Here is a 26,613-nt window from a genome sequence, read left to right as displayed (position 1 = left end):
TTTAAAATGAGTTGGCGTTTAGCTAAATAGGCTTAATTATTCGCAAAAACTTGGATCTAACTTATAGGCTTTGCGCAACATAGCAGGCCATGCTTTTTGACCGCCAGTCTCGCCGCTGTGAACAACATTTGCCTGCGCGTATATACCATCAATAATGCTTTGCGGTATTTCGATAACTGCTTCGTTAGATTGCATTAATGCAAGCTGAATTTCGCACGCACGCTGTAAATCGTAAAAGCGCATAAAGGCGTCGCCAACAGTTGGGCCAAGGGTTAGACCGCCATGGTTAGGCAAAAGCATATGATTCGTATCGCCAAGATCGTCTTGCAAACGCTTCTTCTCGCTATCGTCTACGGCCAAGCCTTCATAGCTGTGATAAGAAAGCGAAGGAAGCGAAAACATTGAATACTGACTCCACGGCTTCAATCCGCCTTTCACCGAAGCCACAGAGATGGTAGCTAATGTATGTAGGTGGATGACGCACTGGGCGTCGTGGCGCACTTCGTGAATGGCACTGTGAATAGTGAATCCGGCCGGGTTAATTCCATAGGGTGTGTCGTCAAGTATATTGCCGTCTAAGTCGACTTTTACCAAGTTAGAAGCCGTAACTTCATCGAAGGTAAGCCCAAAGGCATTAACAAGATAATGGTCTGTGCCCGGTACCTTGGCGGAAATGTGGGTATAGATAAGATCGCCCCATCGCATATCGGCAACTAACCGATAGCACGCCGCTAAATCAACACGGGTTTGCCATTCTAGTTCAGATACTTTGCCTTTTAGGCTTAATGTTGGCAGTGAAAACAAGCCACTTCTCCTGTTTATTCAATTGGGACAATTTACCAATCCCCGACACAATGAACAATGCTTTGTCAGTGCTGCTTTATAACGAATTGGGTATAGCCATCGCGCAAGGGAATAAGATCATCAGCATAACGCAGCGCATCATGGTCGAGCATAAATGGGTCTGCCTTAACGAGTCTGATAACTTCTAATTTTGCCCACGGTGGTGCATCGAAAGTGTTAGGAAGCTTTTCAATTCCTGCATCTGTATGACAGCCAAAGATGACTAAACCATTAGCTGTCGTCGATAGGTACTCTTTCACTTCAACGTTAAAACCTGTTTCTTCCCACGTTTCTCTATGGGCTGTGCAGGCAAGTGATTCACCTTCAACTAGCCCTCCGCCGGGGAAGTCTAATTTGCCAGACAAGCGGTGCTTGACCAGCAACACTTTCCCTTCAGTTTTTATTAAACAGGCCGCGCCAACGGGGGAAACGTGAGCGTTTATTTCAGCGTGAACATTTTCAGATGACAGTGCATCTGAAACACGGCACATTGGGGAACTAGGCGTTGACGGTGAACATGCGAAAAGCGTTAAAACAGCGAATATAGCTGATAAGCGAAATAAGATGACCATTGATTTGGGTAAAATACTCTAGCGGGTGTTTGCGATTGCTTTAAAAGTAATCAATATTATCAAGCAGACTCTACGCAAAAATAAAAATAACACAACTAATACCAGTCCGCGTAGATCATTACCCACTCAGCGAGATTTAAAATGTTCGTAATCGCGGCGTGTTACCGCAGGTGTAGTGGCTCTACATCAAGGTGACACAACAAAGAGTACGGACATTTTAAACTCGCCCTTCGGGAAGGTCTGGCAAGCTTCCTAGCTTCATTCTGGGAATTTGAAAGGGAACACCATTCCTGCATTCCCACGCTTCGCTAGGAAACTTGCCAGCGCCTTCTGAGAGGGCAATGATCTATGCGGATTGGTATAAAAATAATAACGCGGTACACAAAAAAATGTTTGGGAAAGTTTGCGCTTAAATAAAGCGAACTTTGTGTACTGAAGCATTCAATGAGTTTTTAAAAAAGTTCACGCTCAGCGCAATGCTATTTTACCAATAGGAAAGGTTATGTCTTCTCGATTCTCGTTATCGCCCTTAGTACTTGGCGTGCTGTTGCTTGCAGGTGTTGTTGCATATTTAAATATGCCACAGGAAGAAAGTAAAGCAAGCGCTGGCGCTAGAGCCACACCAGTAAAAACAGCAGTTGTTTCGTCACAGGCATTTCCTATCACTATCGAGTCGCTCGGCACAGCTACTGCTAACGAGTCTGTAAATATCACCGCTCAAGTTACCGATACGGTAAAAACGATAAATTTCGATGATGGCGATAAAGTCGTAGAAGGCGAGCTTTTGGTGCAGCTTAATAACACTGAAGAGCGTGCTAGGGTAGAAGAGCTAAAAGCTAATATTGACGAGGCTAAACGTCAGTTTACCCGCATAGCCGACTTACGTCAGTCAAATGCTACTTCTGAACAGCTTCTCGATGAGCAGCAAGCTCGAGTGAAAGCATTACAAGCCCAGTTAGATGTCGCGTTAGCTCAGCTTAACGACCTTCAAATACGTGCTCCATTTAATGGGTTGCTAGGCAACCGAGAGATCAGTATCGGTTCACTAATTCAGCCAGGCGACTCTATCACCACGTTAGATGATATTAGCCAAATCAAAGTTGATTTTAGTATCGCTGAAAACCACCTGGCTAGCGTGGCTAAAGGGCAATTGGTAAGTGCGTCGTCAGTTGCTTATCCTGGAGAAGAGTTTACAGGAAAAATTACCAATATTGATACGCGCTTAGACCCCATTAGCCGCTCCATTCGCGTGCGCGCAACTATTGATAACCAAGACAGTCGTCTACGCCCAGGTATGCTGCTAACCGTTGTGGTAGAAAAACGTGTACTTAGCGCTTTAGTCTTGCCAGAAAAGGCACTGGTGCCAGTGCAAGACAAACAGTTTGTTTATGTGGTTAAAGATGATGTTGCACATCAAACTGAGGTAAAAATTGGTGAGCGTCGACCAGGACAAGTGCAGATTGTCAGCGGTTTAAGTGAAGGAGATGAAGTAATAACCGAAGGTACACTTCGCGTACGTGACCAATCTCCGGTTAATGTATTAAACCGCTAGGGAGTATACAGTTATGCTATTGTCAGACGTTTCTGTAAAGCGCCCGGTTTTTGCAACCGTACTTAATTTACTGCTGATTATCTTTGGTATTGCCGCGTTCTCCATGTTGAGTTTACGGGAATACCCCGACATCGACCCACCCATTGTCTCGGTTAATACAAACTATACAGGGGCTTCGGCAAACATAGTCGAGACTCGAATCACCCAGCTTCTTGAAGACAGGATTTCGGGTATCGAAGGCATAAAGAACGTTACCTCTACATCTCGCAATGGTCGTTCAGACATTACTATTGAGTTTAAACTTTCTCGAGATATTGATGCGGCAGCTAACGATGTGCGCGAACGAGTCAGCCGCGCGTTAAATAACTTGCCCGATCAAGCCGATCCCCCTGAAGTATCTAAAGCGAACTCTGATGAAAGTGCCGTGGTGTGGTACAACTTACGAAGCACCAACCTCAATACCATGGAGTTGACCGACTACGCAGAACGTGTGCTGGTTGACAGGCTGTCCATTGTGGACGGTGTGGCTAGAATTCAAATTGGTGGTGGAAGACGCTACGCCATGAAAGTGTTTTTAGACCGCAATGCTATGGCGGCTAGAGGCATAACAGTTAGCGATGTAGAGCAAGTGATCCGCGCCGAAAACGTAGAGTTGCCTGCTGGTGAAGTAGAAAGTAATGATCGTGACTTTGAAGTACGGGTAGCGCGAACGTTTCTAACGCCGGATGATTTTGCAGCGCTAACCGTTGCAGTAGGGGATAACGGCTATCTGGTGCGTCTAGGCGAAATAGCCCACGTTGAGCTAACCGCCGAAGATGACGAGACAGAGTTTCGGGGTGATGGCGTCAATATGATAGGCCTAGGCATTATCAAGCAGTCTAAAGCCAATACTCTCGAAGTAGCCCGCGCAGCGAAAGCGCAGATTGAAAAAATAGAAGCGACCCTTCCAGATAACATTTTTATTGTGCCAAGTTACGACTCATCAGTTTTCATTGAGGCATCAATTGTTGAGGTGTATGAGACCTTGGGGATCGCTATGCTCATGGTAGTGATCGTAATATACCTTTTCCTAGGTAATATTCGCGCCACGCTAATTCCTGCGGTTACCGTACCTGTTTCTATTATTGCTGCTTTTATTGTGATGTATGCGCTGGGCTTTTCAATAAACCTGCTAACTCTGCTTGCTATGGTATTAGCGATTGGCCTAGTGGTAGACGATGCTATTGTTGTACTTGAGAACATATATCGGCGCATTGAGATGGGAGAACCGCCTATTTTGGCTGCCTATCGCGGTGCCAAAGAGGTCGGATTCGCCGTAATTGCCACTACTCTGGTACTTATTTCTGTGTTCGTTCCTTTGGTTTTCCTTGAAGGTAATATAGGCAGACTTTTCACCGAGTTTGCGTTGGCCATTGCTGCAGCAGTGGCATTTTCAAGCTTTACCGCGCTTACTTTGTCGCCCATGATGGCGTCAAAAATACTTAAAAAACGCCCTCGTTCATCAGGCTTCGGAAGCTGGATGGATAAGCGGTTTTCAAAGCTTGAAAGCAGTTACTTCAATACGTTGGGTAAAACCTTACACCAACCTTTCCTTATGCTGATCATGCTTATTATTGCGGTTGTTGCGTTAGTCCAACTTTCAGAGAAAGTACCTAGTGAGTTCGTTCCTAAAGAAGATAGAGGTAACTTTTTCATCTTAATGAACGCTCAAGAAGGGGCGAGCTTTGAAAGTAACGCAAGAAACTTAGCGCAAATAGAAAGCATATTAATGCCCTATCGCGAGAGCGGTAAAATTAATCGTCTTTTGGTGAGAACACCGGGTTTCGGCGGAAACGCGGGGATAGCAATCGTCGGTTCTGCAGATTGGGATGAGCGTGATTTCAGTACATTTTCACTAATGGATGAAATCAGCGGCAAGCTTAACAGCGTACCTGATGTTCGCGCGTTTGCGATCATGCGAAGCGGGATATCAGGAGGTGGGCTAGGGCGTCCTGTTCAGTTCGTCTTACAAGGTGATACCTATGAGAACCTTGTAGAGTGGCGCGACATAGTGTTACAAAAAGCAGCGCAAAACCCGGGATTAATTCGCATAGACTCTGACTACAAAGAGACATCACCCCAGTTATTGGTCAAAATAAATCGGGACAGAGCAGCTGATTTGGGTGTATCAATTAGTGATATTGGCGGAACGTTAGAAGTAATGCTGGGGCAGCGTAGGGTGTCTACTTTCCTCGATAGAGGTGAAGAGTACGACGTTATCATGGAAGGCATAGAAGAAGACTTTAGAAGCCCTAACAGTATTGAAAATTTATACGTGAGGTCATCTCGTACCGGTGAGCTTATCCCTATGGACAACTTACTCACCTTTGAAGAGCAGGCTACCTCGGCAAGACTAAACCGCTATAACAGAATGCGGGCCGTTACTATATCGGCTAACTTAGCAGATGGTTATACACTAGGTGAGGCACTTTCCTACTTAGAAAATATTGTGGCTACTGAACTGCCCGATAACGTATCTATCGATTACAAAGGTGAGTCACAGCTTTATCAAGAAGCGGGCAACTCATTTGTTTATGTCTTTATGCTAGCGCTTGCGGTCACTTACTTAATATTGGCCGCGCAGTTTGAAAGCTGGGTGCACCCTTTAGTTATAATGCTTACCGTGCCCTTAGCTCTCGTTGGGGCATACATCGGTCTGTTTTTTAGTGACATGACGATTAATATCTACAGCCAAATTGGTTTGGTTATGCTTATCGGGCTTGCCGCAAAAAATGGTATCTTGATAGTAGAGTTCGCTAATCAACTTCGCGATGCAGGTATGGAGTTTGAACTCGCACTTAAGCGTGCTGCCGCACAGCGTTTGCGCCCTATCGTAATGACAGGGTTTACCACCGTGTTTAGCTCTTTACCTTTGGTGCTTGCATCAGGACCTGGCGCTGAAAGCCGGATGGTAATCGGTATGGTTATCTTCTCAGGTGTGCTTGTTTCAGCATTTATGACCCTTTATGTTGTTCCTACAGCGTATAGCTGGCTTGCAAGGAAAACAGGCTCTCCAATGCAGCGAACCAACGAAATCGAAGCGCTGGAAAAAACGATTCCTTACAAGAAAGGTGAGTCATAGGTATTCGCTTATAGACTATTGTTTACTCTTGGGCCCGCGCCAATGCCAGTTGGGCGGGTTCAAAAGTTCAGGTATCTTCTTTCATACTCTAATATGAGTATCTATCACTTCTATTACAATGCTTAACTTTTTTAAGTGGCTGATATATATAGGCTAGTTAAGTTTTTCTGCTGTGCATTTAGTTTTTTTATTGATGCTTATAAGCGCTAACGGTATGTATTAGACAATCGTATAGTTGTTTAACTTTCTACTTTCACTACACTGCGCGCCATTCCTAAGTACTTATATAAGCTATTAATTTATATAAGATAAATATTTAAAGCTCAAAGTGGCGAATATTGCGTTTGTGACCAATACTTATCTCGTTGTAAATGTTTGGACACACAAGCACCTGTTTGCTTCATATCGCTCTAACACGCAAATGTCGTTTTTAGCGCCTTCAAAGAAAGTGAAGAGCGATGGGCTAGCATCCAAAAAGACTCCAGAGGACATATGATGAAAAAATGGATACTTGCAGCCGGACTGTGCTGTAACGTGGCGATTGCTGATGTAGCAGTCATCGTGCATCCTAGCAATGGCGATTCACTAGATAAAGATAGTATAAGCCGTCTTTTCTTAAACAAGGCCAAAGCATTCCCTAGCGGTACAAAAGCAGAGCCTGTTGCGTTAGCTGAAGGTCAATCTGCTACAGACGAATTCAACGGCAAGGTCTTAAACAAAACTGCAGCTCAACTTACTGCGTTTTGGTCAAAACTTGTTTTTACGGGTAAAGGTCAACCTCCTGAAGCGTTAGGTAGTGACGCAGACGTTATATCTGCAGTTGCAAGTAACCCAGGCGCTATTGGCTATGTCGACGCTGGCGCGGTAAACGATAGCGTACGTGTTGTCGCTACCTTCTAACCTACCGTTAATACAAAGAATTTAAGGAACACGCATGAAAACCAAATTAGCTATCTTATCTATTGCTGGCCTTTTAGCTACTCCAGCACTTGCCGACATTCAAATTAACGGCTTTGCAAACCTTATTGGCGGAATGACGCTAGATGATGACGAGTCAGTATACGGCTACGACAGTGATTTTAACTTCGACCCAGCCAGCGTCTTTGGTCTACAGGTGCGCGGTGACGTTAGCGATAAACTTTCTGCAACTGCACAGCTAGTTGGCCGCGGAAGTGAAGACTACGACGCAGATTTCGAGTGGGCTTACATGACTTACATGTTGAACAACAACGTCAACATCAGTGCCGGTCGCCTACGTATGCCTCTTTTCAAATATTCTGCATCACTTGATATTGGTTATTCTTATCACTGGCTAACGCCACCTGACGCTGTTTACGGTATCGACTTTAACAACATCGATGGCGTACGTATTGACTATATGAATTACTCTGGTGATTGGGAGTATGGCGCTCAGCTTACCATGGGTCGTGTAGAGGCTGACACGACCATTTCAGGTACGCCTGCGGCGCTAGAATTAAAGAATGTAGTGGCTGTTTCTTTTGAAGCAACGCGTGACTGGTTCAGTGCTCGTACATTATTTGCACGTGGTTCGACTAGCGCTGCAAACGAAGATTTTGATACGTTTATAGATGGCATGTCTGCGTTTGGCGCGGTTATTCCAACTGCAGCCACTTCAGCTGAAGGTTTCAGCGTTAATGACGACACGGGAACCTTCTTTGAAGTAGCGGTTGATATCGACAAATATGATTGGTTTGTAGGTGCAGAATTTACTCAGACAGAAGTTGATGGTTCTGTTATCGCTGACAATAAAGCGTGGTACGTAACTGCAGGCATGCGCTTCGGTAAGTTTACGCCGCACATCACATATGAAGTAGAAGAAGCGGATAACGCTAATCAGCTTGGCCTTGTAGCAGCACTTCCATCAACTATCTCTACTGGAGACGCGGTTACTGATGCGACTTGGGCTTCTATCTATCAAGGTGCTGCTGGCATTGCAGCTCAACAAGAGCTAGATGTATCGGCAGTTACTGTGGGCCTACGCTACGACGTGGAGCCAGGCTTCGCACTTAAAACCGATGTAACTTGGTACTCAGACGACCTAAATGATCTGAATGATGCAACACTACTTAAAGTTGGCGTAAATTATACGTTCTAACTACCTATCTATGGCCTTGTACTTGTGCGAGGCCATAATTTCGTTAAAGTTTTTTACTAATAGGTAGATAAATTAGGTAGACCAAACAAAGTGCAGCGCTTTTTGAAAAGTTAAGTGAAAGGCAGTTGCACGATCATAAAAAATAGTGGGATAGTTGATGAACTTTCTAAAGAAAATGCCAATTGCGACTAAGATCTTCCTTATACCGGGGATCGCAGCGCTAAGTTTTATTATTTATTTGCTTATCACTATCTACACCGCGCTCAATAATGGCGCAACGCTAGAAAAAGTACAGAAAGTTCAGTTCCCAGCATTACAGCTATCGGCATCGACACTGGTCGACATGCAAAAAGTGCGTGACACCCTAGCAAGTGCAGTAACAACAGGTGATCAAGATACCCTTACTGTGGCGCAAGAATTGGCAGAAGAAGCGAAGAAAGGGCTTAATCAAATCGCGAATATCAGCCCGGAGTTTCGTTCAGATATCTCGCGTATATCCTCAGGTTTCGACGAATACTTTGACGTCGCCTACGAAGTTTCACAATCCATGGTAGACGGCACAGCTGACTTTAGTCGCCTAGGTGAACTGTCTGCTCAAATGAACCAGTCTTACGATGGTGCTATCGCTGCTATGTCACAATTTCGTGATGCACAGCAAGCTGCATTTGAAAAAGCCTTTGAAAACACAGACAGCGCAAATACATCACTTATTAGTACGGGCGTTATTTTAGCTATTGTTGTAACCATTTTATTGTTTGCAACAGCGGTTCCTATTGTCCGTGGTATCAAGCAGAGCATTGATGATGTTGTTCGCTCTCTTAAAGATATTGCTCAGGAAAATGGTGATTTAACAGTTCGGATAGAAACTAAAAGCGAAGATGAAATTGGCGATTTGGTGTACTGGTTCAATCAATTTATGGATAAGTTACAGGGCGTGGTTCGCGATGTTGTTGAAGCGAGTTTACCGCTATCGAACTTAGCGCAAAACCTACGCGGCGTTACAGAAGAAACTCAGCGTACCATTGATGTACAGCAAAAGTCTGCAACTAATGCTAAGAGTGCAGTAGATACCATGAGCGGCTCAGTTGATGGTGTTGCACACAGTGCAGCGCAAGCGGCAAGCGATGCCAATGAAGCCACGACAGCGGCGAGCGAAGGTCGTCAAATTGTGCAGCAAACTGTTACCAGTATTCAACAGCTCGCTGAAAACGTACGTGAGACAGCTGACGTTATTGGGCGCTTAGAATCTGACTCAAACAAAGTCGGCTCAGTGCTAGATGTAATCAAGGGCATAGCGGAACAAACCAACCTGCTTGCACTTAACGCGGCTATCGAGGCTGCAAGGGCCGGTGAACAAGGGCGAGGCTTTGCAGTAGTGGCTGACGAAGTTAGAACGCTAGCGTCGCGCACGCAGCAATCTACAGAAGAGATTCAAAGTACAATAGAGCAGCTTCAAAGCGCAGCGCATTCAGCAGTTGAAGTAATGGCTCGTGGTACCGAACAAGCCACAAATAGCGTTGAAACCGCCAATAAAGCGGGCAGCAGCTTAGAGACCATTACCAGTACTATCGGTCGCATCAACCAAATGAATGAACAGATTGCTCACAATACGGAAGACCAGCGCACTGTTGCGGTCGATATTGTACGTCACGTGGATGAAATTCATGAGCGCACTGAGCAAACTGCAAGCCGTTCAGGCGAGCTGGGCACTATGTGTAATGAGCTTGCTGACCTTGCGCAGCACCTCGAATCAATCGCTAAGCAGTTTAGAGTGTAAGCTCTAGCTAACTTTCCTAAAGCGTATTGAAAGCCTCCTGACGGGGGCTTTTTTATGTGTGCAGCGAAGAGTTAAAACAACGAGTTGCGGCTTTTTATAGAAAGAACTTCCGGAAGTTAAGACAAAAAAATCCCCAGCCAAGGCCGGGGATTTTTAAACAAAGCAATGCTTTTCCTATTCGTCTAAGAAGCTGCGTAGCTGCTCAGAACGACTAGGGTGGCGAAGTTTGCGAAGTGCTTTAGCTTCAATCTGACGAATACGCTCACGGGTAACGTCAAACTGCTTGCCTACTTCTTCAAGCGTGTGGTCGGTATTCATGTCGATACCGAAACGCATACGTAGTACTTTCGCTTCTCTAGCCGTTAGGCCTGCTAGTACTTCTTGCGTTGCGCCTTTTAAGCTACCGCCAGTTGCTGAATCGAGGGGCTGAATAATAGTGCTGTCCTCGATAAAGTCGCCAAGATGTGAATCTTCATCATCGCCGATAGGTGTTTCCATCGAGATTGGCTCTTTAGCAATCTTAAGTACCTTACGAATCTTGTCTTCAGGCATTAGCATGCGCTCTGACAATTCTTCAGGCGTAGGTTCACGTCCCATCTCCTGAAGCATTTGACGAGAGATACGGTTTAGCTTGTTAATCGTCTCAATCATGTGCACAGGAATACGAATAGTACGCGCCTGGTCAGCAATTGAACGAGTAATCGCCTGACGAATCCACCATGTAGCGTAAGTTGAGAACTTATAACCACGACGATATTCGAACTTATCTACCGCCTTCATCAGACCAATATTACCTTCTTGGATAAGGTCAAGGAACTGAAGACCGCGGTTGGTGTACTTCTTCGCAATTGAGATAACAAGACGAAGGTTAGCTTCAACCATCTCTTTTTTCGCACGACGCGCTTTCGCTTCACCAATCGACATGCGACGGTTAATATCTTTAATATCAGCGATAACCAAGCCAGTTTCTTGCTCAACTTGATTCATCTTGCTAATGCAGCGCTCAATCTCTTCTTGGTTAACTGCAAGTTCAGCTGCATAAGGCGCACCTGATTTAACTGCTTCGTGTAACCACGCAGTAGACGTTTCGTTACCCGCGAAAGCTTTAATAAAGTCTTTCTTAGGCATTTTTGCATTAACAACACAGAACTTCATTACAAGACGTTCTTGGATACGTACTTTGTCCATCATTGCACGCATGTTTTTAACCATGCGATCAAATTGCTTAGGAACTAGACGGAACTCTTTAAATACGTCGCTTAGTGCGTTGATTTGTGTACGAGAATCAGCATGTGAACGACCCTTCTTCTCGATAACATCACGAGTTTTGATGTACTGTTCACGAAGTTCTGCGAAACGTTCGCGCGCTAGCTCTGGGTCTACGCCGCTATCGTCTTCATCTTCGTCGTCGTCATCATCATCATCGCCATCTTCGTCATCTAACTCTTCTTCAGATAACTCAGAGCCTACGTGCGTTGCAGTTGGCGCGAGATCTTGATCATCGTTAGGATCAACAAAGCCCGAGATAATGTCACTTAGGCGAATTTCTTCGGCTTCGTATAAATCCCACTGATCTAACAGGTAAGTGATCGCTTCTGGATATTCAGCAACCGAGCACTGTACTTGGTTAATACCGTCTTCAATACGCTTAGCGATTTCAATTTCGCCTTCGCGTGTAAGAAGTTCAACGGTACCCATTTCACGCATATACATGCGAACTGGGTCAGTCGTACGGCCAATTTCACTTTCTACAGTAGCAAGTGCTTGAGCTGCCGCTTCTGCAGCATCTTCATCAGCATTCGCTTCTTGCATGAGAAGTTCATCTGCATCAGGAGCTGATTCAGAAACTTGAATTCCCATGTCATTAATCATGCGGATTATGTCTTCGATTTGATCAGAATCGACAATATCTTGCGGCAGGTGGTCGTTTACTTCTGCAAAGGTTAAGTAACCTTGCTCTTTACCTTTTGCAATCAGGAGTTTAATCTGAGACTGCTTGCTTTGCGCCATATAACCTACACTTCTCACATTCAATTAGTTTGCAATAGAAAAGACAACATACGCCTAGGTATGTTCCCTGTTCTGCTGTAGTACTGCATTTGTATCAAGGCCGTTAATGCTAGATGCCACGCTGGTGTAAACCAATATATTTACGATGCACATCTGCTCGGGTTCGGTTCTGCCCGTTATGTTCGGCTATATCTTTGCTACTCGTGTTGCTGCATTTTTGTTCACATGAAAAGTGTGAACCATGTTCAAACATGCCCGCAGCGAATTAGCCAGTATAGCAGAATAAGCGGTGGTTTTACCAGATTGACGGCCGATTTTTTAGTCAATGCTTTTTACATTTCCGCCTTTACTACTTGCATAGTGCATAACTGCAAGGCGAAGGCGAGCTAAACGTAAAGCTTACTACGCAAAAACAGACCAACCCAAAGTTCATTTTCCCCAGGGTTAACTCTTCTGTCTTTCCCTCATAAGCAGGTTCAATTCCTGTTTTTCCGCTTGAGTCAGCGGTTGAACCCGCGAGCGTGAAATTAAGGTTTCAATGCGGCTATCGAAATGCCCGTCTAGTAAGCGAGCGAAGCTGTCGTTATATACACGCTCAGCATCCTCATCTTTGACTAAGTGTTCTTGCAACAATAATTTCGCGATAGTAGAAGAATGGGGATGGTCGCGGAAATTTTCAACAAGCTGCGCAGTTTTTGCGTGAGGGTGATTGACACAATAGCTGTGAATATCGCGCAATAAATCCATACCGGCAGCATTGCTACCGGCGAATATATCTATCTGCACATCTTCGCAATGTGCGGCTAACTCTGGCTTATCAAGCAGTAAGCGTATCAGCATGCGAAGTGGCGATAGTTTAGGTTTGTTTACCTGGTTGCGATTAGGGGAGTAAGCTTGCTTTAAACCTTGATTCGCTTTGGTAATATCTTGTTGAAGTTTAAACCTATCGAACTCGCCAGTGTGCTTGGCTAACTCTTCCAGCAACATTTGCTTTTGGTCATCACCTAAGGTGCTTTCAATCAGTGGCATAGCCGCTTTTTTAAGGGCAATCTTACCTTCTGGCGTACCCACGTTGTGAGTTTTTAGCAAGTTCTCAAAAAAGAAACGAGACAAAGGCGTCGCGCTATCGAGCATTTCCATAAACGCATCTTTGCCCACCTGACGCACCATGGTATCTGGGTCTTCGCCATCGGGTAAGAATAAAAAAGATATACGCACGCCGTCTTTTAACGCCGGTAAGGCGTTCTCTAGCGCGCGCCATGCAGCTTCACGCCCAGCGCGGTCACCATCATAACAGCACACAATGTGCGAAGTAGCGCGAACCAGCATTTGAATGTGTTCAGGTGTGGTAGCCGTACCCAAGGCAGCGGTAGCAATATTAATGTCGAACTGACTCAATGCCACCACATCCATGTAGCCTTCAACAACGACAACCGTATCTAAAGTGCGATTGTTCTGGCGCGCTGAATAAAACCCAAAAAGTTCGCTGCCTTTATGAAAAATGCGAGTTTCTGGTGAGTTTAAGTATTTAGGACCGCCGTCATCTAATACTCGACCGCCAAAGCCGACCACGCGACCCCGTTTATCCCTAATTGGAAACATGATGCGGTCGCGGAAGAAGTCGTAGGTACGCCCTTGGTCGTTTTTATTGACCAGTTTTAAATCGACCAACTGCTTGATGCGTTGGGGATCTTTACCAAAGGTATTTAGCAGTGCGTCCCAGCTGTCAGGGGCATAGCCAATTTCCCACTGCTTGACGATATCACCACTGAGCCCACGGTTCTTTAAATAGTCGATGGCTTTTTTACTATTACCGTTTTGGCGCAACTGATGCTGGAAAAAGCGTGTGACTTGTTCCATTACTGCATAGTCGTCTTGCTGTTGCTGTTTTTTCTCTTCGCTCATGGCAGGCCGGCTGCCTTTTTCGCGCGGTACTTCAAGCCCGTGATAACGGGCTAGCTCTTCAATCGCCTCGACAAATTCTAAGCGGTCGAATTCCATAATAAATGAGATAGCATTACCGTGAGCGCCGCATCCGAAACAGTGATAGAACTGCTTATCTTGACTAACAGTAAAAGAGGGTGACTTTTCGTTATGAAAAGGGCAGCACGCCTGGTAATTCTTACCTGCTTTTTTGAGTTTGACTCGGCTATCTACCACTTCTACCACATCGGTACGTGACAGCAGGTCATCTATAAAATCGCGAGGTATCTTTCCAGCCATGAGGGTACTTTCAACAAAAGTTAGTTAAAAAAAAGAGTTAGTTAAAAAAGAATGAGTTCAAAAATAAAGAGAAAAGCATAGTCTTAGCTGCGCTTTAAACGACAGGCTACAACATCATGAAAACAGTGGAGTACTGTAACAGGGAAGTGGTTACATGAGAATAACGAAGGTGAGACAATGCCCACCTTCTGCGCGATTCACTGTTACACGTGGGCAGTACTTAAGCGTTCAAACGCGCCTTAATTTTTGCACTCAAAGCGCCCATGTCGGTGCGGCCTTGAACTTTAGGCTTCAATGCGCCCATTACTTTACCCATGTCTTGCATACCCGACGCGCCAGTCGCAGCCATGGTTTCGTCGATAAGGGCATTGAGTTCATCGTCAGTCAAAGGCTGTGGCAAGAAATCTTCAATATAAGTGATTTCTTCACGCTCTTTGCTCGCTAGGTCTTCGCGATTGGCTGCGTCGTATTGCGCTGCCGCGTCTTGACGCTGTTTAACCATTTTGGTCAATACCGCTAAGATTGCGCTATCGTCTAGCGTGATTTGTTCATCGATTTCTTTTTGCTTAATGGCAGCCATAGCCATACGAATAGTACCAAGACGTACTTTTTCTTTTGCACGCATCGCATCTTTTTGCGCTGCTTTTAAATCATCAATTAGTGCCATGATGTTTCCTGATTTTTATTAGTAGATTGAGCTTATTAAGCCCCAGGTTGAAAATCAAATGCAACCATTTGAAAAGGAAAAAATGGAGTCGTTAAGAATAAGGCCAAAAAAATAGAGGCCCAGAAACGCGAAAGGTGCTGCAATTGCAACACCTTTCAGACTCGTTACTTAACCCTATATTAGTAGAGTTTTACGCGACGTGCGTTTTCACGAGCTAGCTTCTTAAGATGACGCTTCTTAGCGGCAGCTTTCTTGCGCTTGCGTTCCCAAGTTGGCTTTTCGAAGAATTCACGACGACGAACTTCAGAAAGAACACCTGCTTTTTCACAAGAACGCTTAAAACGACGCAGCGCCACATCAAACGGCTCGTTTTCTCTAACTTTAACGATAGGCATTAAACACTCACCTCAAAACTTTTACTGTGTAAATCCGGGTAAAATTGTGCGCTAAAAAGGCCACCCGGGTTAAAAATGGTGCGAAATTCTAATCATATCTACAGAGAAAGTAAAGGATGAATTGCCAAAAAATAGCCAATATTGTGCATTTACCGTTCATTTACCTGTTCACTGGCATTCCATGAATGCAGGATAAAAGGTAAACTCTGCGCTCGTTAAGCACCGTGTTGTTTAACGCGGCTTGTATAAGCGCCCTTTTCAGAATGCTTTTTGCTCATGTTTCTTCTGATATATTTTTGTGATCAAAAGTAGAAAGCAAACGATCCTGACTAGGGTAGTGTTATGATCGCGGCGGGATCATAAAGATGATCGCCACAGATCGCCAGAATTATTTTCTCAGTTTTTGGTATTCGCTTAGTTATCTTGACTCACAACAATTGTGTGGACACTTGTTGTGATAAAAAGATGACAGCAAATTCAGAAACTAGGCATTGAAGTTAGTAGTAAAAGGGTTGCTCCCCATGCGTATTTTAGGAATAGAAACATCTTGTGACGAAACTGGCATCGCCGTTTATGACGATGAAAAAGGCTTGTTGTCACACGAACTATACAGCCAAGTAAAGCTACACGCTGATTATGGCGGTGTGGTGCCCGAGCTTGCTTCACGGGATCACGTAAGAAAGATCATTCCTTTAATTGAAAAAGCCATGGAAGATGCGAATACCCAGCCATCAGATATCGACGGCGTTGCCTTTACTCAAGGCCCAGGTTTAGTAGGGGCGTTATTAGTGGGTTCGTCAGTAGGGCGTTCATTGGCCTATGCGTGGAACGTACCTGCGGTGGGTGTTCATCATATGGAGGGGCACCTGTTAGCGCCTATGCTTGAAGAGGACGCACCTGAATTTCCTTTTGTTGCGCTATTAGTGTCGGGCGGTCACTCGATGTTGGTTAAAGTAGAAGGCATTGGCCAGTATGAAGTACTCGGCGAGTCTATCGATGATGCCGCTGGTGAAGCCTTTGATAAAACCGCCAAGTTACTTGGTCTTGATTATCCTGGCGGCCCTCTCTTAGCAAAATTGGCCGAAAAGGGAGAAGCGGGGCATTATAAGTTTCCTCGCCCGATGACCGACAGACCAGGGCTAGATTTCAGCTTTAGCGGTCTTAAAACCTTTGCAGCGAACACCATCCGCGATGCTGACCTAACCGGTGATGATGCAGAGCAAATTAAAGCGAATATTGCCTACGCGTTTCAAGAAGCCGTAGTGGATACGCTTATCATTAAATGTAAGCGAGCATTGAAGCAGACGGGTATGAAGCGTTTGGTTATTGCTGGCGGCGTAAGTGCAAATACAATGCTGCGCAGTGAGATGAAAGCCCTGATGCAAGAGCTAAAAGGTGAGGTGTTTTACCCTAGCTTAGCGTATTGTACTGATAATGGTGCCATGATTGCCTATGCGGGAATGCAGCGTCTAAAAGCAGGCGAAACCTTGGCGTTATCGTCACAAGCCAAACCGCGATGGCCTCTTGATACCTTATCAGCAATTTAAAAACGCCGACTGGGTTTTAAATGATGTTGTGAAATTGATACTGCTTATCAACGTATGCATAAGATGTGCAAAAGGCAGATATCAAGCATAACAAGCGGGCAAAATAGACAAACAAAAAGTAAAGGCAATGGGAGCGCGTCCCATTGCCTTTTGTTTTACCACGGCAAATATTGAAGAAAGGACGTAAAAAATATGCGCTTAGCAACAGACGGTACAAAACAAAATGCATCGCTATTATTTTTAGCGCTGTCGTTATTTATTTTGATTTTCTTTGCAGCGCTCGCCACGCCTAATGCACTTGCCTCAAGTAAAAATCCTTCAAATGAATCAGCAAAAGAGACAAAGCGACGGAGTCAGCAAGACCAGTATGTCGTGTTAATTTCTCTTGACGGTTTTCGCCACGACTATATCGAGTTACACAACGCCGAGAACCTTGGCACCATTGCAAAGCAAGGCGTAAGGGCGTCATCAATGACCCCTGTTTATCCGTCGAATACCTTTCCCAACCATATTTCGTTGATCACAGGGCTGCTTCCTAAACACCACGGTATTGTGAATAACCGCTTTTATGATAAATCACGCCCTACAAAAGACGGTTATGCAAAATATCAGTTAGGTTATGGCAAAATGGATAGCACCTGGATCACGGCAACACCGCTATGGAATTTAGTGGAATACCATGGGATGAAGGCTGCTACCTTTTTCTGGCCAGAGTCTGACGCACGCATATCGGGTGCTTCTCCGACTTATTTCTATCATTATTCAAAATATGCTGACTACCAGATGCGTATTGATCAGATCATCAACTGGCTAAAATTGCCCGAGGTATCGCGCCCTCGTTTTATCGCGAGCTATTTTTCGCTTACCGATTCGGTAGGACACGATGAAGGCCCTTTTGCCGATAAAACCAATGATGCGGTGCAGGAAGTGGATGCGCTTATCGGTCAACTTTATAAGCGTATTAATGCATTAGACTTACCAGTAAATCTGGTAGTGGTGTCTGACCACGGCATGACGCCTATTGATGAAAGCCAGCTTATAGAGGTTGAGTCTTTATCCATTCCTGATAGCTTCATTATTGAAAATGAAGGGGCCCAAGTACACTTGTATGCCAGAGAAGGTGTGTCTGATAAACAAATAACCGACGAGATAGAACGTCTTACACAAGTAGCTGAAAACCGCTTCATTGTGCTTAATGATACCCAGCGCGCTCAGCGGCACATGGAAGTGGGAAACAGAACGGGCGATATTATTTTGGAAATTGCGCCACCGGCCCGTTTCAAAAACGCTAACAGTACGCATGTGAGTAAAGGTGGCCATGGCTACGTAAATACGGTACCCGATATGGGAGCGACCTTTGTTGCAGTGGGGCCGGCGTTTAAAACGAACACCACTATTCCTACATTTAGCAACCTAGAAGTTTATCCAGCGCTGGCTAAAATATTGGGTATTTCGCCTGTTACGCCTATAGACGGAAAGCTGGATGTACTACAGCAGGCACTTACTCTTTAACTTTGCCTTTATCCCACACCTTACTTTCATTGCCTGCTAACAGGCGGGCAATGTTGTCTTTATGACGTAAAATAATAAGCAGCGAGAGCATAGCTACCGGCACAGTGTACAAAGGTTTGATTAAAAATGTGAAAAGTGGCGCTAGCGACACTGCAACGAGCGCACCTAGCGAAGAATAGCCGGTAAGAAAAACCACTACTACCCAGCTTAGAACAAGCAGCCCTGCTAAATCGAGCCCGATAGGCAGCATGGCACCAAAAGCGGTAGCGACGGCTTTACCGCCTTTGAAACCGAAATAAAGCGGAAATATATGGCCTAAACAGGCAAAGATAGCAATTATGCCCAGCATTATTGGCTCTATACCCAAAAAGTAGCTGCCGTAAACGGGAATAGTGCCTTTTAGTATATCCATAACAAGTACAAGTAGCGCAGGAATACGACCACCTAAGCGGTACACATTGGTTGCTCCTGGGTTTTTAGAGCCAGCGGTCCTTGGGTCGGGTAAACCAAATAATTGGCTTATAACCACTGCACTTGATAGTGAACCGAAGAGGTAGGCAACAGCAGCCATTAAAAGCGTTAGCGAAATCATTTTTTCATTCTAATTATCAAAAGCGTTTTAGAAGCACTACCTTCTGTCGGGTTTTACTTCTCTTGTAAGAGGTTAAAGGCTTGTGTCCCATTAAATTACAAAACCTTGGTTGCCCCCAGTTGTCATACAGCGGTATAGTTGTGCCACACAAGCGTAAAGCTACTCCATCCAAACGCGATATACCACCGTTTACCAGCAATATGTGGTTGAAAGCGCAGTAGTAAGACCAGTATTGAAGCCGGAAAGTAAGGCAATAAACTGGTTTGATAACAGACAAGATGAAAAAATTCCATGGGAAAAATTTATATAACAGGGCTTGAAGTAGACACCCTGATTGGTGTTTATGATTGGGAGCGAGTAAGAACCACCCAGCTACTTCTCGATGTAACACTTGATGTTGACTTAAGCGCGGCGATGCAAAGTGATGATGTTGCTGATACGGTAGATTATGCCAAAGTAGCCGAGTGCATCGTGGAAGTAGGTAAAGAGAGTACGTTCGAACTACTTGAGGCTTTCGGAAGCAAGGTTATGGATACCGTACTTGCTCACTTCTCGGTTTCAACAATAACGCTTAAAATCGTTAAACCTAATATTCTTCCTAATGCGCAAACTGTTGCCGTTGAAATGCGAAAAGAGCGCAACTAATGCCTGAACATACCATTCTAATCAGCATTGGTTCTAACATTGAACGCGAGCATTATACTAGGCAGTCTTTGGTTGCCCTAAAACAACACTTCTCAGATGTTTCAGTGTCTTCCGTTTATGAAAGCGAAGCTGTAGGCTTCAACGGTAGCCCTTTTTATAATGCTGCCGCACGGGCGACAACATCAAAAAATGTTGAAGAGGTGTGTGCAATACTAAAGGCAATTGAGAAAGACAATGGAAGAGTGCATACCGACAAAAAATTCTGCGCTAGAACCCTTGATCTCGACTTGCTTACCTATGATAGTAGGGTAACCACATCCCCTGTGGTTTTGCCTCGCGAAGAGATTTGTTACAACGCGTTTGTGCTTTGGCCGTTAGCTGAACTTGTTCCCGACGACATTCACCCTGAAACGCAAGAAACCTATGCCAAAATGTGGCAAAACTTTGATAAACAGAAACAGCAATTATGGCCAATTGACTTTACTTGGAGTTAAGCAAAGGAATGACACTTTTCGAAATCATTATTTTAGCAATTATTCAGGGCGTTACTGAATTTCTTCCAATCAGTAGCTCTGGGCACTTGCTGCTACCCGCTGAGCTTTTCGGTTGGGTAAGCCAAGGTTTGGCGTTTGACGTAGCAGTACATGTGGGAAGTCTTCTTGCAGTTATGATCTATTTTCGTCAAGAAATAGGGCAGATGACAGTAGCATGGGTGACTCAAGGCTTCAGCAAGCAGCAATCTACCGACAGTAAACTGGCGTGGTACGTTATTGTGGCGACTATTCCTGCGGTCATCATTGGCTTTTTGATGAAAAGCTGGATAGAAGACAATGCACGTACAGCATTGGTGATCGCAGGTACCACCATCATTTTCGGTTTGCTTTTATGGTATGCCGACTCGACAGCAAAGCGGGAACAAGAACTTGAAGGCCTAACGCTAAAACAAGCCATTTATATCGGCTTAGCCCAAGTGTTAGCGTTGATTCCTGGGACGTCTCGTTCGGGTATAACGATGACCGCTGGCTTGATGCTAGGATTAAAACGCGAAGCCTGTGCGCGCTTTTCTTTCTTACTGTCTATACCTGTCATCTTAGGTGCAGGGTTGCTAGCCACCTTAGATTTACTTAAAGCAAATGAAGCCGTCGACTGGTATGCATTGCTGTATGGTGCAGCATTTTCATTCGTAAGTGCCTACCTTTGTATTTATTTATTCCTAAGCTGGATATCCCGTATAGGCATGCTGCCTTTTGTTATCTATCGCTTAGCGTTAGGCGTAATACTTCTATGGTTTGTTTTTGCATAAAACAAGGCATCGAGCCGAGTAAAAACACTGTAGTTAAGACTTCGTAATTGCGTTGGTGAGAGAACCATCATCGATCGCTAACGCAATAGTTAAACACCTGATTAAAAAGGAATGTGAGACATGGCAGAAACAATTTTTGATAAAATTATCAGCAAGGAAATTCCAGCAGAGATTTTGTACGAAGACGAACTGGCGCTGGCGTTTAAAGATATAAACCCTCAGGCTCCGACTCATTTTCTGGTTATTCCGAAAAAGCAAATTGCCACGGTAAACGATATTGCTGAAGAAGACCGCGAAGTAGTGGGGCACTTGTCATATGTGGCCGCAAAAATTGCCAAGGAGCAAGGCTTTGCCGACCAAGGCTATCGTACTGTCATGAATTGTAACGAATACGGTGGGCAAACCGTATATCACATTCACCTTCATGTATTGGCAGGTAAACCGCTAGGCTGGCCTCCGTATACTGAAAATATGAAGCAACACGTAGAGTAACGTTTTCGCTTAAAGATAAAAAATGCCGCCTTTTATTCAAAGGGCGGCATTTTTATTTACGCTCTAGATAAATGAGCTAAATGATATTAAAAAGTAAAACCTAATGGCTTACTCAGCAAGCCCCAGCACTTTCTTACCTTGATTAAAGTGAATATCAACCGGGATGCTAGCTGCTTCTAAGCGCGCTAAATCTGACGCAAGGTCAGGCTTAATCACACCCATAGTTTCTACAAGTTTTGCGACACCGTCATAATCGCCGTCACCTTGAAGGGTAAGGATCAATTCAGAAAGTGCTTCTACCGCGGCGCCCATCTTTTGCATATTTACGCGATACATGCCGTCTTCTGTTTTCTCAAACGCACCTTGCTGTGCAAAAAAGTTAAAACGAATCATGTTCGCTTTGCCGTGAGCAGAGCTTGCTCCAAAACGCACAGAACGGAAAATTCCGGCCATAAAGGTAACGTAATAATCTTCTAGCGTACCTTCGGTAATTTCACCTTTTTCAAGAAGACTTTGTACCATGTACAAACCTAGAATATCCGCTTTACCTTCTTCAAGGGCTGAGGCATGTTCTTTAAGTGCACCGCGCACGGTACCCGAACCGTCTAGGGTGTTTTTAATACCAAGGCCGTGAGCCACTTCGTGAAACATGGTGTTGGCGAAAAAGGCGTCAAACGTAATGTGCTCACGTTGCTCAGGCACAATTAGCGTATCTGCAATAGGTACCAAAATAGTATCGAACTTTGCGCGCATTGCGTTTTTAAGCTGAAGACGGCGGGTTCCCTTTTCTAACTGAACGCGCTCGTCATTGGGCAGGTTAATCGCAATGGTTTTGCTACCAGCATTAGAGTGGCCTGCGTAATAGATAACGTCATAAGCATTAAGGTCTGCATCAGAACCTGGCATCTCAGCTTTGTAAGCGTCGGCAACAGGAAGGCCTTGCTGTAGCTCAGGTAAGAAAGCCGCGTACTTCGCCAGCTTTTCACTCCATGCTAAATCTTTAATAAGCACGTAGGCTTCAAAGGCAGCGCGGTAGCCGTATAGCTGGTCTTCATAGCTTTCAATAGGGCCAATAACCAGCTCTACTGGGTTAGTCTTCATATCCATCCAGGCCATATCAGAGGCAAGATAATCGTTAGACAGCAATGCCTCAGAACGCAGTTGCAAGTATTGCTTGAAGCTTTCATCTTCAGCTAGCTCTGACGCTTTTTTTAGTAGGTCAGATGCTTTCATTAACTCACTCTTAAAGGCTTCAGAGTAAGGCACTGAATAAAGGTTACCTGCTTCATCGCGCTTCACTATAGAATACAAGCCTTGCTTGTCGGCAAACTCAGCCGTAGCAAATTCTTCCTTTTCCATGTCGTGAGGATAAAACTCAGCGCCTAGGGCTTTATCTTCATAGCCGCTAATAAATGGCGTGTCGCCATTTAGGCGATCCCAAGGACCATAGTTAATCGCTGCAAAGTGACGTATCTTTTTGTCGCTTATCGAGGAAAGAAAAGCATCTTTATCTTCAAAAAATGCCTGCTTCCAAAACAGGTCATCCATAATTTTCGACGCATCGATTAAAAGCGAAAGCATTTTATGCTGGTTGTCACTAAGGTGTGATAAATCGCTGGTAAGGTCTACACCGTGATAAATAGACAAGCGGGACTCGTCTACAAGTAAGGTTTGCGCTGTATCGGTTTCAGGCTTTGCCGTTTGAGTTTGCGTTGTATCGGCACTTTTGCTGCAGGCGGTCAGCATAAATAGCCCTGCTACTGCAGCAGCAATAGGCGAATAAGTTGAAGTCGTTTTTTTAATCATAAGGTTTACCGTGTCGTTTTCCCGTATTGATTTAAGTATGTGGGGAGGTGTTTGCGTAACTCACTATAGCTATGCTTTTGATTTTATACAAAAGTATGAAAATTATTTGCTTAATATCAATAGTGGTTTGCTGCTTGTTGTCTATACTTTGATTAAGCTCTTGTGCTTCTGCGGTCGTTAAACATTCGCACTAAGCCTGTCTTTTTTAGTTGGTCGAAACTAAAGAGCTACTATAGTATGGTGATAGAAATACCATAATAAAACAATAAACGGTTTGTATTTTAGCGTGAAACATAGAGGCCTATGTGAATAAGCGCAGGGAATGCAACGCACAAATACTCGATTTATTTGGCGCATCAGGATTGATGTTAGCTATGTGGATAACGGGTAACGCAAACTATCGCCTTATCAAGGCAATTTGGAACTTTCTAAGGGTAGAAATATGTCTACACAGAACGCGCTTTCAACCATCTTGGTTGAAAAGATAAACAACGACACACTGGTCCTTCCTACACTTCCTGCTATCGCATTAAAAGTCCGTAAAGCAGCAGATGACCCTGACATTAACCTTAATGCTATGGGCGAGGTAATCGGACAAGACCCATCACTTAGTGCAAGAATGATCAAAATTGCAAACAGTGCTTATATGGGGCGCAGTGTTAAAGTAACCTCTATCAGTCAGGCGGTAACCCGTATTGGTTTGCGACAAATTAAGAATATCTCTACCGCACTAGCAATGGAGCAGCTGTTTGTATCTAAAAATGATGTAGTTGCTCGTTATTTGCAACAGGAATGGGCGAATACGGTAAACATAGTTGCCAGTGCAATGGCGGTATTACAGCTTTATATAGCCCGCACTAAAAAGCGGGAAATGAGCATGGATACTATGACTTTAGCTGCATTGGTACATAATATTGGTGTACTGCCTATTTTGACCGAAGCTGAGCGCCACCCTGAAGTTTTTGCAAACCCTTCTTTCCTTGAAGTGGCAATCGATAAACTAGCGGGGCGCATTGGTGCAAGCATAATGAGAGAATGGGGCTTTGGTGAAAGCTTCGTAAATGTAGCGAAAAACTGGAAAGACTTAAGCTATCTTCCTGATGAGCTAAGCTATATTGACTTTGTTCGCGTAGGTGCGGCAGTCTCGGGAGCGGCAGGTAGTCAAAAAGACGCAATGCTAAACTTAGCTATTCAGCGTGGTGTGGTCGAAGATATGGGCGAGCTTCACTCTGATGAGTTCGAAGAGCTCACAAGTGCCGCGAAGCAAATTTTCTTATAGCAGTTAAGCTTTTAAGCTACCCCTCAGATCTACACCGTAGTGTTAGGCCGATACAGAAGTGAAACCTCAAAACGTATCGGCCTTTTTGTTATATAGGTTAGCTACACGTACAGCGCATAATAAGCAACACTATGCGTTAGCAGGTTTCTTTTGAACAAACAGCAATAGTAAACCTAGACCCAATCCCCACACCGCTGAAGTCATAGAAAATAAGCTAAAGCCTGACGCCGTACACAGCATGGTGAGCAGTGCTGGGGCTCTGTGATGCTCTACTTCCATCGCGCGAACCACCGCCCCTTGAAGCGTAGCTAAAAGTGCGAGCCCTGCAAGTAGATGAATAATGATACTGGGCATGCTAACAAATAACGCAACGACCACAGACGCTAAAAGTCCCATAAACAAATACGCTACGCCGGCCGCTATGGCAGCTCTATAGCGCTGTGATTTTTCACTATCCGCCTGCTCACCCATACACAGTGCTGCTGTGATAGCGGCTAGGTTAAAAGTAAAGCCACCAAACGGTGCTAATAGACCTTGTATAACGGCAATGCCTGATAAGATAGGCTTATGGTCGGGCGCATAGCCGTGGGCGTGATGAATAGCTATGCCGGGCAAGTTTTGAGAAAGCGTGGTGATAAGAAAAAGAGGAAAGGCTAAGCCAATGGCGGTGCTGAGAGAGAAAGTGGGCGTTACCCAAATCGGCTCGGGCAGAGTAATTATTGATGGCAGTCCTGATGAGGTACTTGGTAGAGCAACAACACCGCTGGCACTACCGACAAACAAACTAATGCCCACCGACATAACCAGCAACAACAGCATCAGATAGCGGGGGAATAGTCGGCTTCCTATTAGGTAAGCGGAAATAAATAACGCGACTAGGTGCGGCGCTTCATTAACATCGGTAAATATAGCAAGGCATATAGGCAGAAGAATACCGGCTAAAAGTGCAGATGAAATGGCCGGAGGAATGCGACTAATTTGTTTAAGTAAAGTCCGACTTTGCGCTGTTATCAGTGAAAGCACTGCGCATATTACAAATGCACCAATGGCTTCACTTAAACTATAGTCGCCGATACTGGTTAACAAAAAAGCCGCACCAGGGGTAGACCAAGCGGTAACAACGGGCAGTTTGGATAGCCACGAAAACAGAATACAGGTAATGCCCATTCCTAGACCAAGCGCGAATAACCAACTTATTACCATGTCATCGCTAGCGCCGGCTTTGCGCGCTACATCAATTATAATGACAACAGAACTACTATAACCTACCGTAACGGCGGTAAGCCCTGCGCTGATATGACTTAACTTCCATTTATTCATGAAAACCCTCGTGATGGAATTTCGATTGGAAACGATTGAGCGATAAAAATACGCTTTTAGCGTCTTTCGAATGTGCTACTCTACCTTTTCGTGCGCTATAACGTACAATGGGTAACTTAACATTTGTGCGTTATAGCGCACAACTGCTTTATTAACATCAGCGACAAAATAAAAGGCCTTCATTACATGACAAAAGCAAATGGGCAGCCTTCTGCTATTTCAAGAAGTATTGCACAGCACCTGCAGTCTGTTCGCAAAGCAAGGGGGCTTTCGCTTGATAAAACAGCGAAGTTGACGGGGGTATCGAAAGCTATGCTTGGGCAAATAGAACGAGGTGAGTCTAGCCCAACCATCGCTACCCTGTGGAAAATAGCCACAGGTCTTGCGTGTTCATTTTCTTCTTTCTTATCTGGTGATGAAACAGCACCTTCGTTTCAACACGCCGATAACAAGTTCGCCAACGACCCAAACGTAACCATAAAAACGCTATTTCCGTTTAACTCAGCTACCCAGTTTGAAATGTTCGAACTATGCTTAACAGACTTGCATGAGCAGCACTCCTCGGCCCACCAAATTGGTGTCACCGAACATATTCACGTACTACAAGGAGAGTTAGGGGTTTTGCAAGATGGACAGTGGAAAACCTATCAGGCTCAGGAGCAATGTATATTGCGTGCAGACCAGCCCCACGGTTATCGAGACGAAGCCGGAGAGACGAGCTTTATTGTGGTAATTCACTATCCAACTTACACCTAAAGCGGTTGGACAACTTTCTTGCAAAGGCTAGGAAAAGGGCTAAAAAAGCTAGGAAGTATTTGCGCTTCGAGACGGTTGCCAGTTC

General features: G+C 44.7%; 22 protein-coding genes. 13 read left to right on the top strand and 9 right to left on the bottom strand.

Going from position 1 to position 26,613, the window contains the following annotated elements; genetic code table 11:
• Positions 1 to 36: 36 nt before the first annotated feature.
• Both ACYX4N_RS17885 and ACYX4N_RS17880 read right to left on the bottom strand, forming a co-directional pair.
• Entirely contained in the window at positions 37 to 804 is a 768-nt protein-coding gene (locus ACYX4N_RS17885; RefSeq protein WP_476054989.1) for a class II aldolase/adducin family protein, read from the bottom strand.
• Positions 805 to 869: 65 nt separating this feature from the next.
• A complete protein-coding gene (locus ACYX4N_RS17880; RefSeq protein WP_476054988.1) occupies positions 870 to 1,334 on the bottom strand; it encodes an NUDIX hydrolase in 465 nt (154 codons plus the stop codon).
• Between the two features lie 583 nt (positions 1,335 to 1,917).
• Here ACYX4N_RS17880 and ACYX4N_RS17875 point away from each other — a divergent pair.
• From ACYX4N_RS17875 to ACYX4N_RS17855, 5 genes are all read left to right on the top strand, one after another.
• Positions 1,918 to 2,967, top strand: coding sequence for an efflux RND transporter periplasmic adaptor subunit (locus ACYX4N_RS17875; RefSeq protein WP_476054987.1), 1,050 nt, complete (start codon positions 1,918 to 1,920; stop codon positions 2,965 to 2,967).
• Between the two features lie 13 nt (positions 2,968 to 2,980).
• Positions 2,981 to 6,088, top strand: coding sequence for an efflux RND transporter permease subunit (locus ACYX4N_RS17870; protein ID WP_476054986.1), 3,108 nt, complete (start codon positions 2,981 to 2,983; stop codon positions 6,086 to 6,088).
• A 495-nt stretch (positions 6,089 to 6,583) separates the two neighbouring features.
• Entirely contained in the window at positions 6,584 to 6,988 is a 405-nt protein-coding gene (locus ACYX4N_RS17865; protein WP_474808720.1) for a type 2 periplasmic-binding domain-containing protein, read from the top strand.
• Between the two features lie 34 nt (positions 6,989 to 7,022).
• On the top strand, positions 7,023 to 8,204 hold the full coding sequence (locus ACYX4N_RS17860) for a topoisomerase IV (protein WP_474853634.1): 1,182 nt from the start codon (positions 7,023 to 7,025) through the stop codon (positions 8,202 to 8,204).
• A gap of 157 nt (positions 8,205 to 8,361) precedes the next feature.
• Positions 8,362 to 9,981, top strand: coding sequence for a methyl-accepting chemotaxis protein (locus ACYX4N_RS17855; protein ID WP_476054985.1), 1,620 nt, complete (start codon positions 8,362 to 8,364; stop codon positions 9,979 to 9,981).
• Between the two features lie 174 nt (positions 9,982 to 10,155).
• On the opposite strand, the gene rpoD is transcribed toward ACYX4N_RS17855, so the two are convergent.
• The 4 genes from rpoD to rpsU form a co-directional block, all read right to left on the bottom strand.
• Positions 10,156 to 11,991, bottom strand: a complete 1,836-nt coding sequence (gene rpoD, locus ACYX4N_RS17850; RefSeq protein WP_474808715.1) for an RNA polymerase sigma factor RpoD — start codon at positions 11,989 to 11,991, stop codon at positions 10,156 to 10,158.
• Between the two features lie 444 nt (positions 11,992 to 12,435).
• On the bottom strand, positions 12,436 to 14,214 hold the full coding sequence (gene dnaG / locus ACYX4N_RS17845; protein WP_476054984.1) for a DNA primase: 1,779 nt from the start codon (positions 14,212 to 14,214) through the stop codon (positions 12,436 to 12,438).
• 220 nt (positions 14,215 to 14,434) lie between these two features.
• A complete protein-coding gene (locus tag ACYX4N_RS17840; RefSeq protein ID WP_118490272.1) occupies positions 14,435 to 14,881 on the bottom strand; it encodes a GatB/YqeY domain-containing protein in 447 nt (148 codons plus the stop codon).
• Positions 14,882 to 15,060: 179 nt separating this feature from the next.
• Positions 15,061 to 15,276, bottom strand: a complete 216-nt coding sequence (gene rpsU / locus ACYX4N_RS17835; protein ID WP_012517258.1) for a 30S ribosomal protein S21 — start codon at positions 15,274 to 15,276, stop codon at positions 15,061 to 15,063.
• Positions 15,277 to 15,797: 521 nt separating this feature from the next.
• Here rpsU and tsaD point away from each other — a divergent pair.
• Together tsaD and ACYX4N_RS17825 are read left to right on the top strand one after the other, a co-directional pair.
• Positions 15,798 to 16,823 (top strand): tRNA (adenosine(37)-N6)-threonylcarbamoyltransferase complex transferase subunit TsaD, encoded by a 1,026-nt coding sequence (tsaD, locus tag ACYX4N_RS17830; RefSeq protein WP_474827815.1) that lies wholly within the window; start codon positions 15,798 to 15,800, stop codon positions 16,821 to 16,823.
• Between the two features lie 192 nt (positions 16,824 to 17,015).
• On the top strand, positions 17,016 to 18,335 hold the full coding sequence (locus ACYX4N_RS17825) for an alkaline phosphatase family protein (RefSeq protein ID WP_476054983.1): 1,320 nt from the start codon (positions 17,016 to 17,018) through the stop codon (positions 18,333 to 18,335).
• On the opposite strand, the gene plsY is transcribed toward ACYX4N_RS17825, so the two are convergent.
• Positions 18,325 to 18,927: a glycerol-3-phosphate 1-O-acyltransferase PlsY gene (gene plsY / locus ACYX4N_RS17820; RefSeq protein ID WP_118490269.1), complete on the bottom strand. Its 603-nt coding sequence runs from the start codon at positions 18,925 to 18,927 to the stop codon at positions 18,325 to 18,327. The two genes, ACYX4N_RS17825 and plsY, sit on opposite strands and share 11 nt — an antisense overlap.
• A 291-nt stretch (positions 18,928 to 19,218) precedes the next feature.
• Here plsY and folB point away from each other — a divergent pair, with 291 nt between their 5' ends.
• The 4 genes from folB to ACYX4N_RS17800 all read left to right on the top strand — a co-directional run bounded on the left by folB (position 19,219) and on the right by ACYX4N_RS17800 (position 21,367).
• On the top strand, positions 19,219 to 19,572 hold the full coding sequence (gene folB / locus ACYX4N_RS17815; protein ID WP_179982379.1) for a dihydroneopterin aldolase: 354 nt from the start codon (positions 19,219 to 19,221) through the stop codon (positions 19,570 to 19,572).
• Positions 19,572 to 20,066, top strand: coding sequence for a 2-amino-4-hydroxy-6-hydroxymethyldihydropteridine diphosphokinase (gene folK / locus ACYX4N_RS17810; RefSeq protein ID WP_476054981.1), 495 nt, complete (start codon positions 19,572 to 19,574; stop codon positions 20,064 to 20,066). Before folB ends, folK begins: the two co-directional genes overlap by 1 nt.
• An 8-nt stretch (positions 20,067 to 20,074) precedes the next feature.
• A complete protein-coding gene (locus ACYX4N_RS17805; RefSeq protein ID WP_474808706.1) occupies positions 20,075 to 20,875 on the top strand; it encodes an undecaprenyl-diphosphate phosphatase in 801 nt (266 codons plus the stop codon).
• A gap of 120 nt (positions 20,876 to 20,995) precedes the next feature.
• Positions 20,996 to 21,367, top strand: a complete 372-nt coding sequence (locus tag ACYX4N_RS17800; RefSeq protein WP_179982381.1) for a histidine triad nucleotide-binding protein — start codon at positions 20,996 to 20,998, stop codon at positions 21,365 to 21,367.
• Between the two features lie 108 nt (positions 21,368 to 21,475).
• Here ACYX4N_RS17800 and ACYX4N_RS17795 read toward each other — a convergent pair whose 3' ends face one another.
• The gene (locus ACYX4N_RS17795) at positions 21,476 to 23,170 is read right to left on the bottom strand and encodes a dipeptidyl-peptidase 3 family protein (RefSeq protein WP_476056469.1); all 1,695 of its coding nucleotides are present in this window, start codon (positions 23,168 to 23,170) and stop codon (positions 21,476 to 21,478) included.
• A gap of 445 nt (positions 23,171 to 23,615) precedes the next feature.
• Between ACYX4N_RS17795 and ACYX4N_RS17790 the strand changes: the two genes are divergently transcribed.
• Positions 23,616 to 24,452, top strand: a complete 837-nt coding sequence (locus tag ACYX4N_RS17790) for an HDOD domain-containing protein (protein WP_474808704.1) — start codon at positions 23,616 to 23,618, stop codon at positions 24,450 to 24,452.
• Between the two features lie 129 nt (positions 24,453 to 24,581).
• Here ACYX4N_RS17790 and ACYX4N_RS17785 read toward each other — a convergent pair whose 3' ends face one another.
• Positions 24,582 to 25,772 (bottom strand): benzoate/H(+) symporter BenE family transporter, encoded by a 1,191-nt coding sequence (locus ACYX4N_RS17785; RefSeq protein WP_476054980.1) that lies wholly within the window; start codon positions 25,770 to 25,772, stop codon positions 24,582 to 24,584.
• Positions 25,773 to 25,958: 186 nt separating this feature from the next.
• Between ACYX4N_RS17785 and ACYX4N_RS17780 the strand changes: the two genes are divergently transcribed.
• Positions 25,959 to 26,528: a helix-turn-helix domain-containing protein gene (locus tag ACYX4N_RS17780; RefSeq protein WP_476054979.1), complete on the top strand. Its 570-nt coding sequence runs from the start codon at positions 25,959 to 25,961 to the stop codon at positions 26,526 to 26,528.
• Positions 26,529 to 26,613: the final 85 nt, after the last annotated feature.

The sequence above is a fragment of the Alteromonas sp. ABH4_452 genome (genome assembly GCF_056311825.1).
Note: the sequence above shows the minus strand (reverse complement) of the source record. Positions and strands in the feature narration are given on the sequence as shown.

Coding starts and splice junctions, on each gene's coding strand:
- ACYX4N_RS17880 (WP_476054988.1), bottom strand. CDS start 1,334: ATGTGCCGTGTTTCAGATGCACTGTCATCTGAAAATGTTCACGCTGAA.
- ACYX4N_RS17875 (WP_476054987.1), top strand. CDS start 1,918: ATGTCTTCTCGATTCTCGTTATCGCCCTTAGTACTTGGCGTGCTGTTG.
- ACYX4N_RS17870 (WP_476054986.1), top strand. CDS start 2,981: ATGCTATTGTCAGACGTTTCTGTAAAGCGCCCGGTTTTTGCAACCGTA.
- ACYX4N_RS17865 (WP_474808720.1), top strand. CDS start 6,584: ATGAAAAAATGGATACTTGCAGCCGGACTGTGCTGTAACGTGGCGATT.
- ACYX4N_RS17860 (WP_474853634.1), top strand. CDS start 7,023: ATGAAAACCAAATTAGCTATCTTATCTATTGCTGGCCTTTTAGCTACT.
- ACYX4N_RS17855 (WP_476054985.1), top strand. CDS start 8,362: ATGAACTTTCTAAAGAAAATGCCAATTGCGACTAAGATCTTCCTTATA.
- rpoD (WP_474808715.1), bottom strand. CDS start 11,991: ATGGCGCAAAGCAAGCAGTCTCAGATTAAACTCCTGATTGCAAAAGGT.
- dnaG (WP_476054984.1), bottom strand. CDS start 14,214: ATGGCTGGAAAGATACCTCGCGATTTTATAGATGACCTGCTGTCACGT.
- ACYX4N_RS17840 (WP_118490272.1), bottom strand. CDS start 14,881: ATGGCACTAATTGATGATTTAAAAGCAGCGCAAAAAGATGCGATGCGT.
- rpsU (WP_012517258.1), bottom strand. CDS start 15,276: ATGCCTATCGTTAAAGTTAGAGAAAACGAGCCGTTTGATGTGGCGCTG.
- tsaD (WP_474827815.1), top strand. CDS start 15,798: ATGCGTATTTTAGGAATAGAAACATCTTGTGACGAAACTGGCATCGCC.
- ACYX4N_RS17825 (WP_476054983.1), top strand. CDS start 17,016: ATGCGCTTAGCAACAGACGGTACAAAACAAAATGCATCGCTATTATTT.
- plsY (WP_118490269.1), bottom strand. CDS start 18,927: ATGATTTCGCTAACGCTTTTAATGGCTGCTGTTGCCTACCTCTTCGGT.
- folB (WP_179982379.1), top strand. CDS start 19,219: ATGGGAAAAATTTATATAACAGGGCTTGAAGTAGACACCCTGATTGGT.
- folK (WP_476054981.1), top strand. CDS start 19,572: ATGCCTGAACATACCATTCTAATCAGCATTGGTTCTAACATTGAACGC.
- ACYX4N_RS17805 (WP_474808706.1), top strand. CDS start 20,075: ATGACACTTTTCGAAATCATTATTTTAGCAATTATTCAGGGCGTTACT.
- ACYX4N_RS17800 (WP_179982381.1), top strand. CDS start 20,996: ATGGCAGAAACAATTTTTGATAAAATTATCAGCAAGGAAATTCCAGCA.
- ACYX4N_RS17790 (WP_474808704.1), top strand. CDS start 23,616: ATGTCTACACAGAACGCGCTTTCAACCATCTTGGTTGAAAAGATAAAC.
- ACYX4N_RS17785 (WP_476054980.1), bottom strand. CDS start 25,772: ATGAATAAATGGAAGTTAAGTCATATCAGCGCAGGGCTTACCGCCGTT.
- ACYX4N_RS17780 (WP_476054979.1), top strand. CDS start 25,959: ATGACAAAAGCAAATGGGCAGCCTTCTGCTATTTCAAGAAGTATTGCA.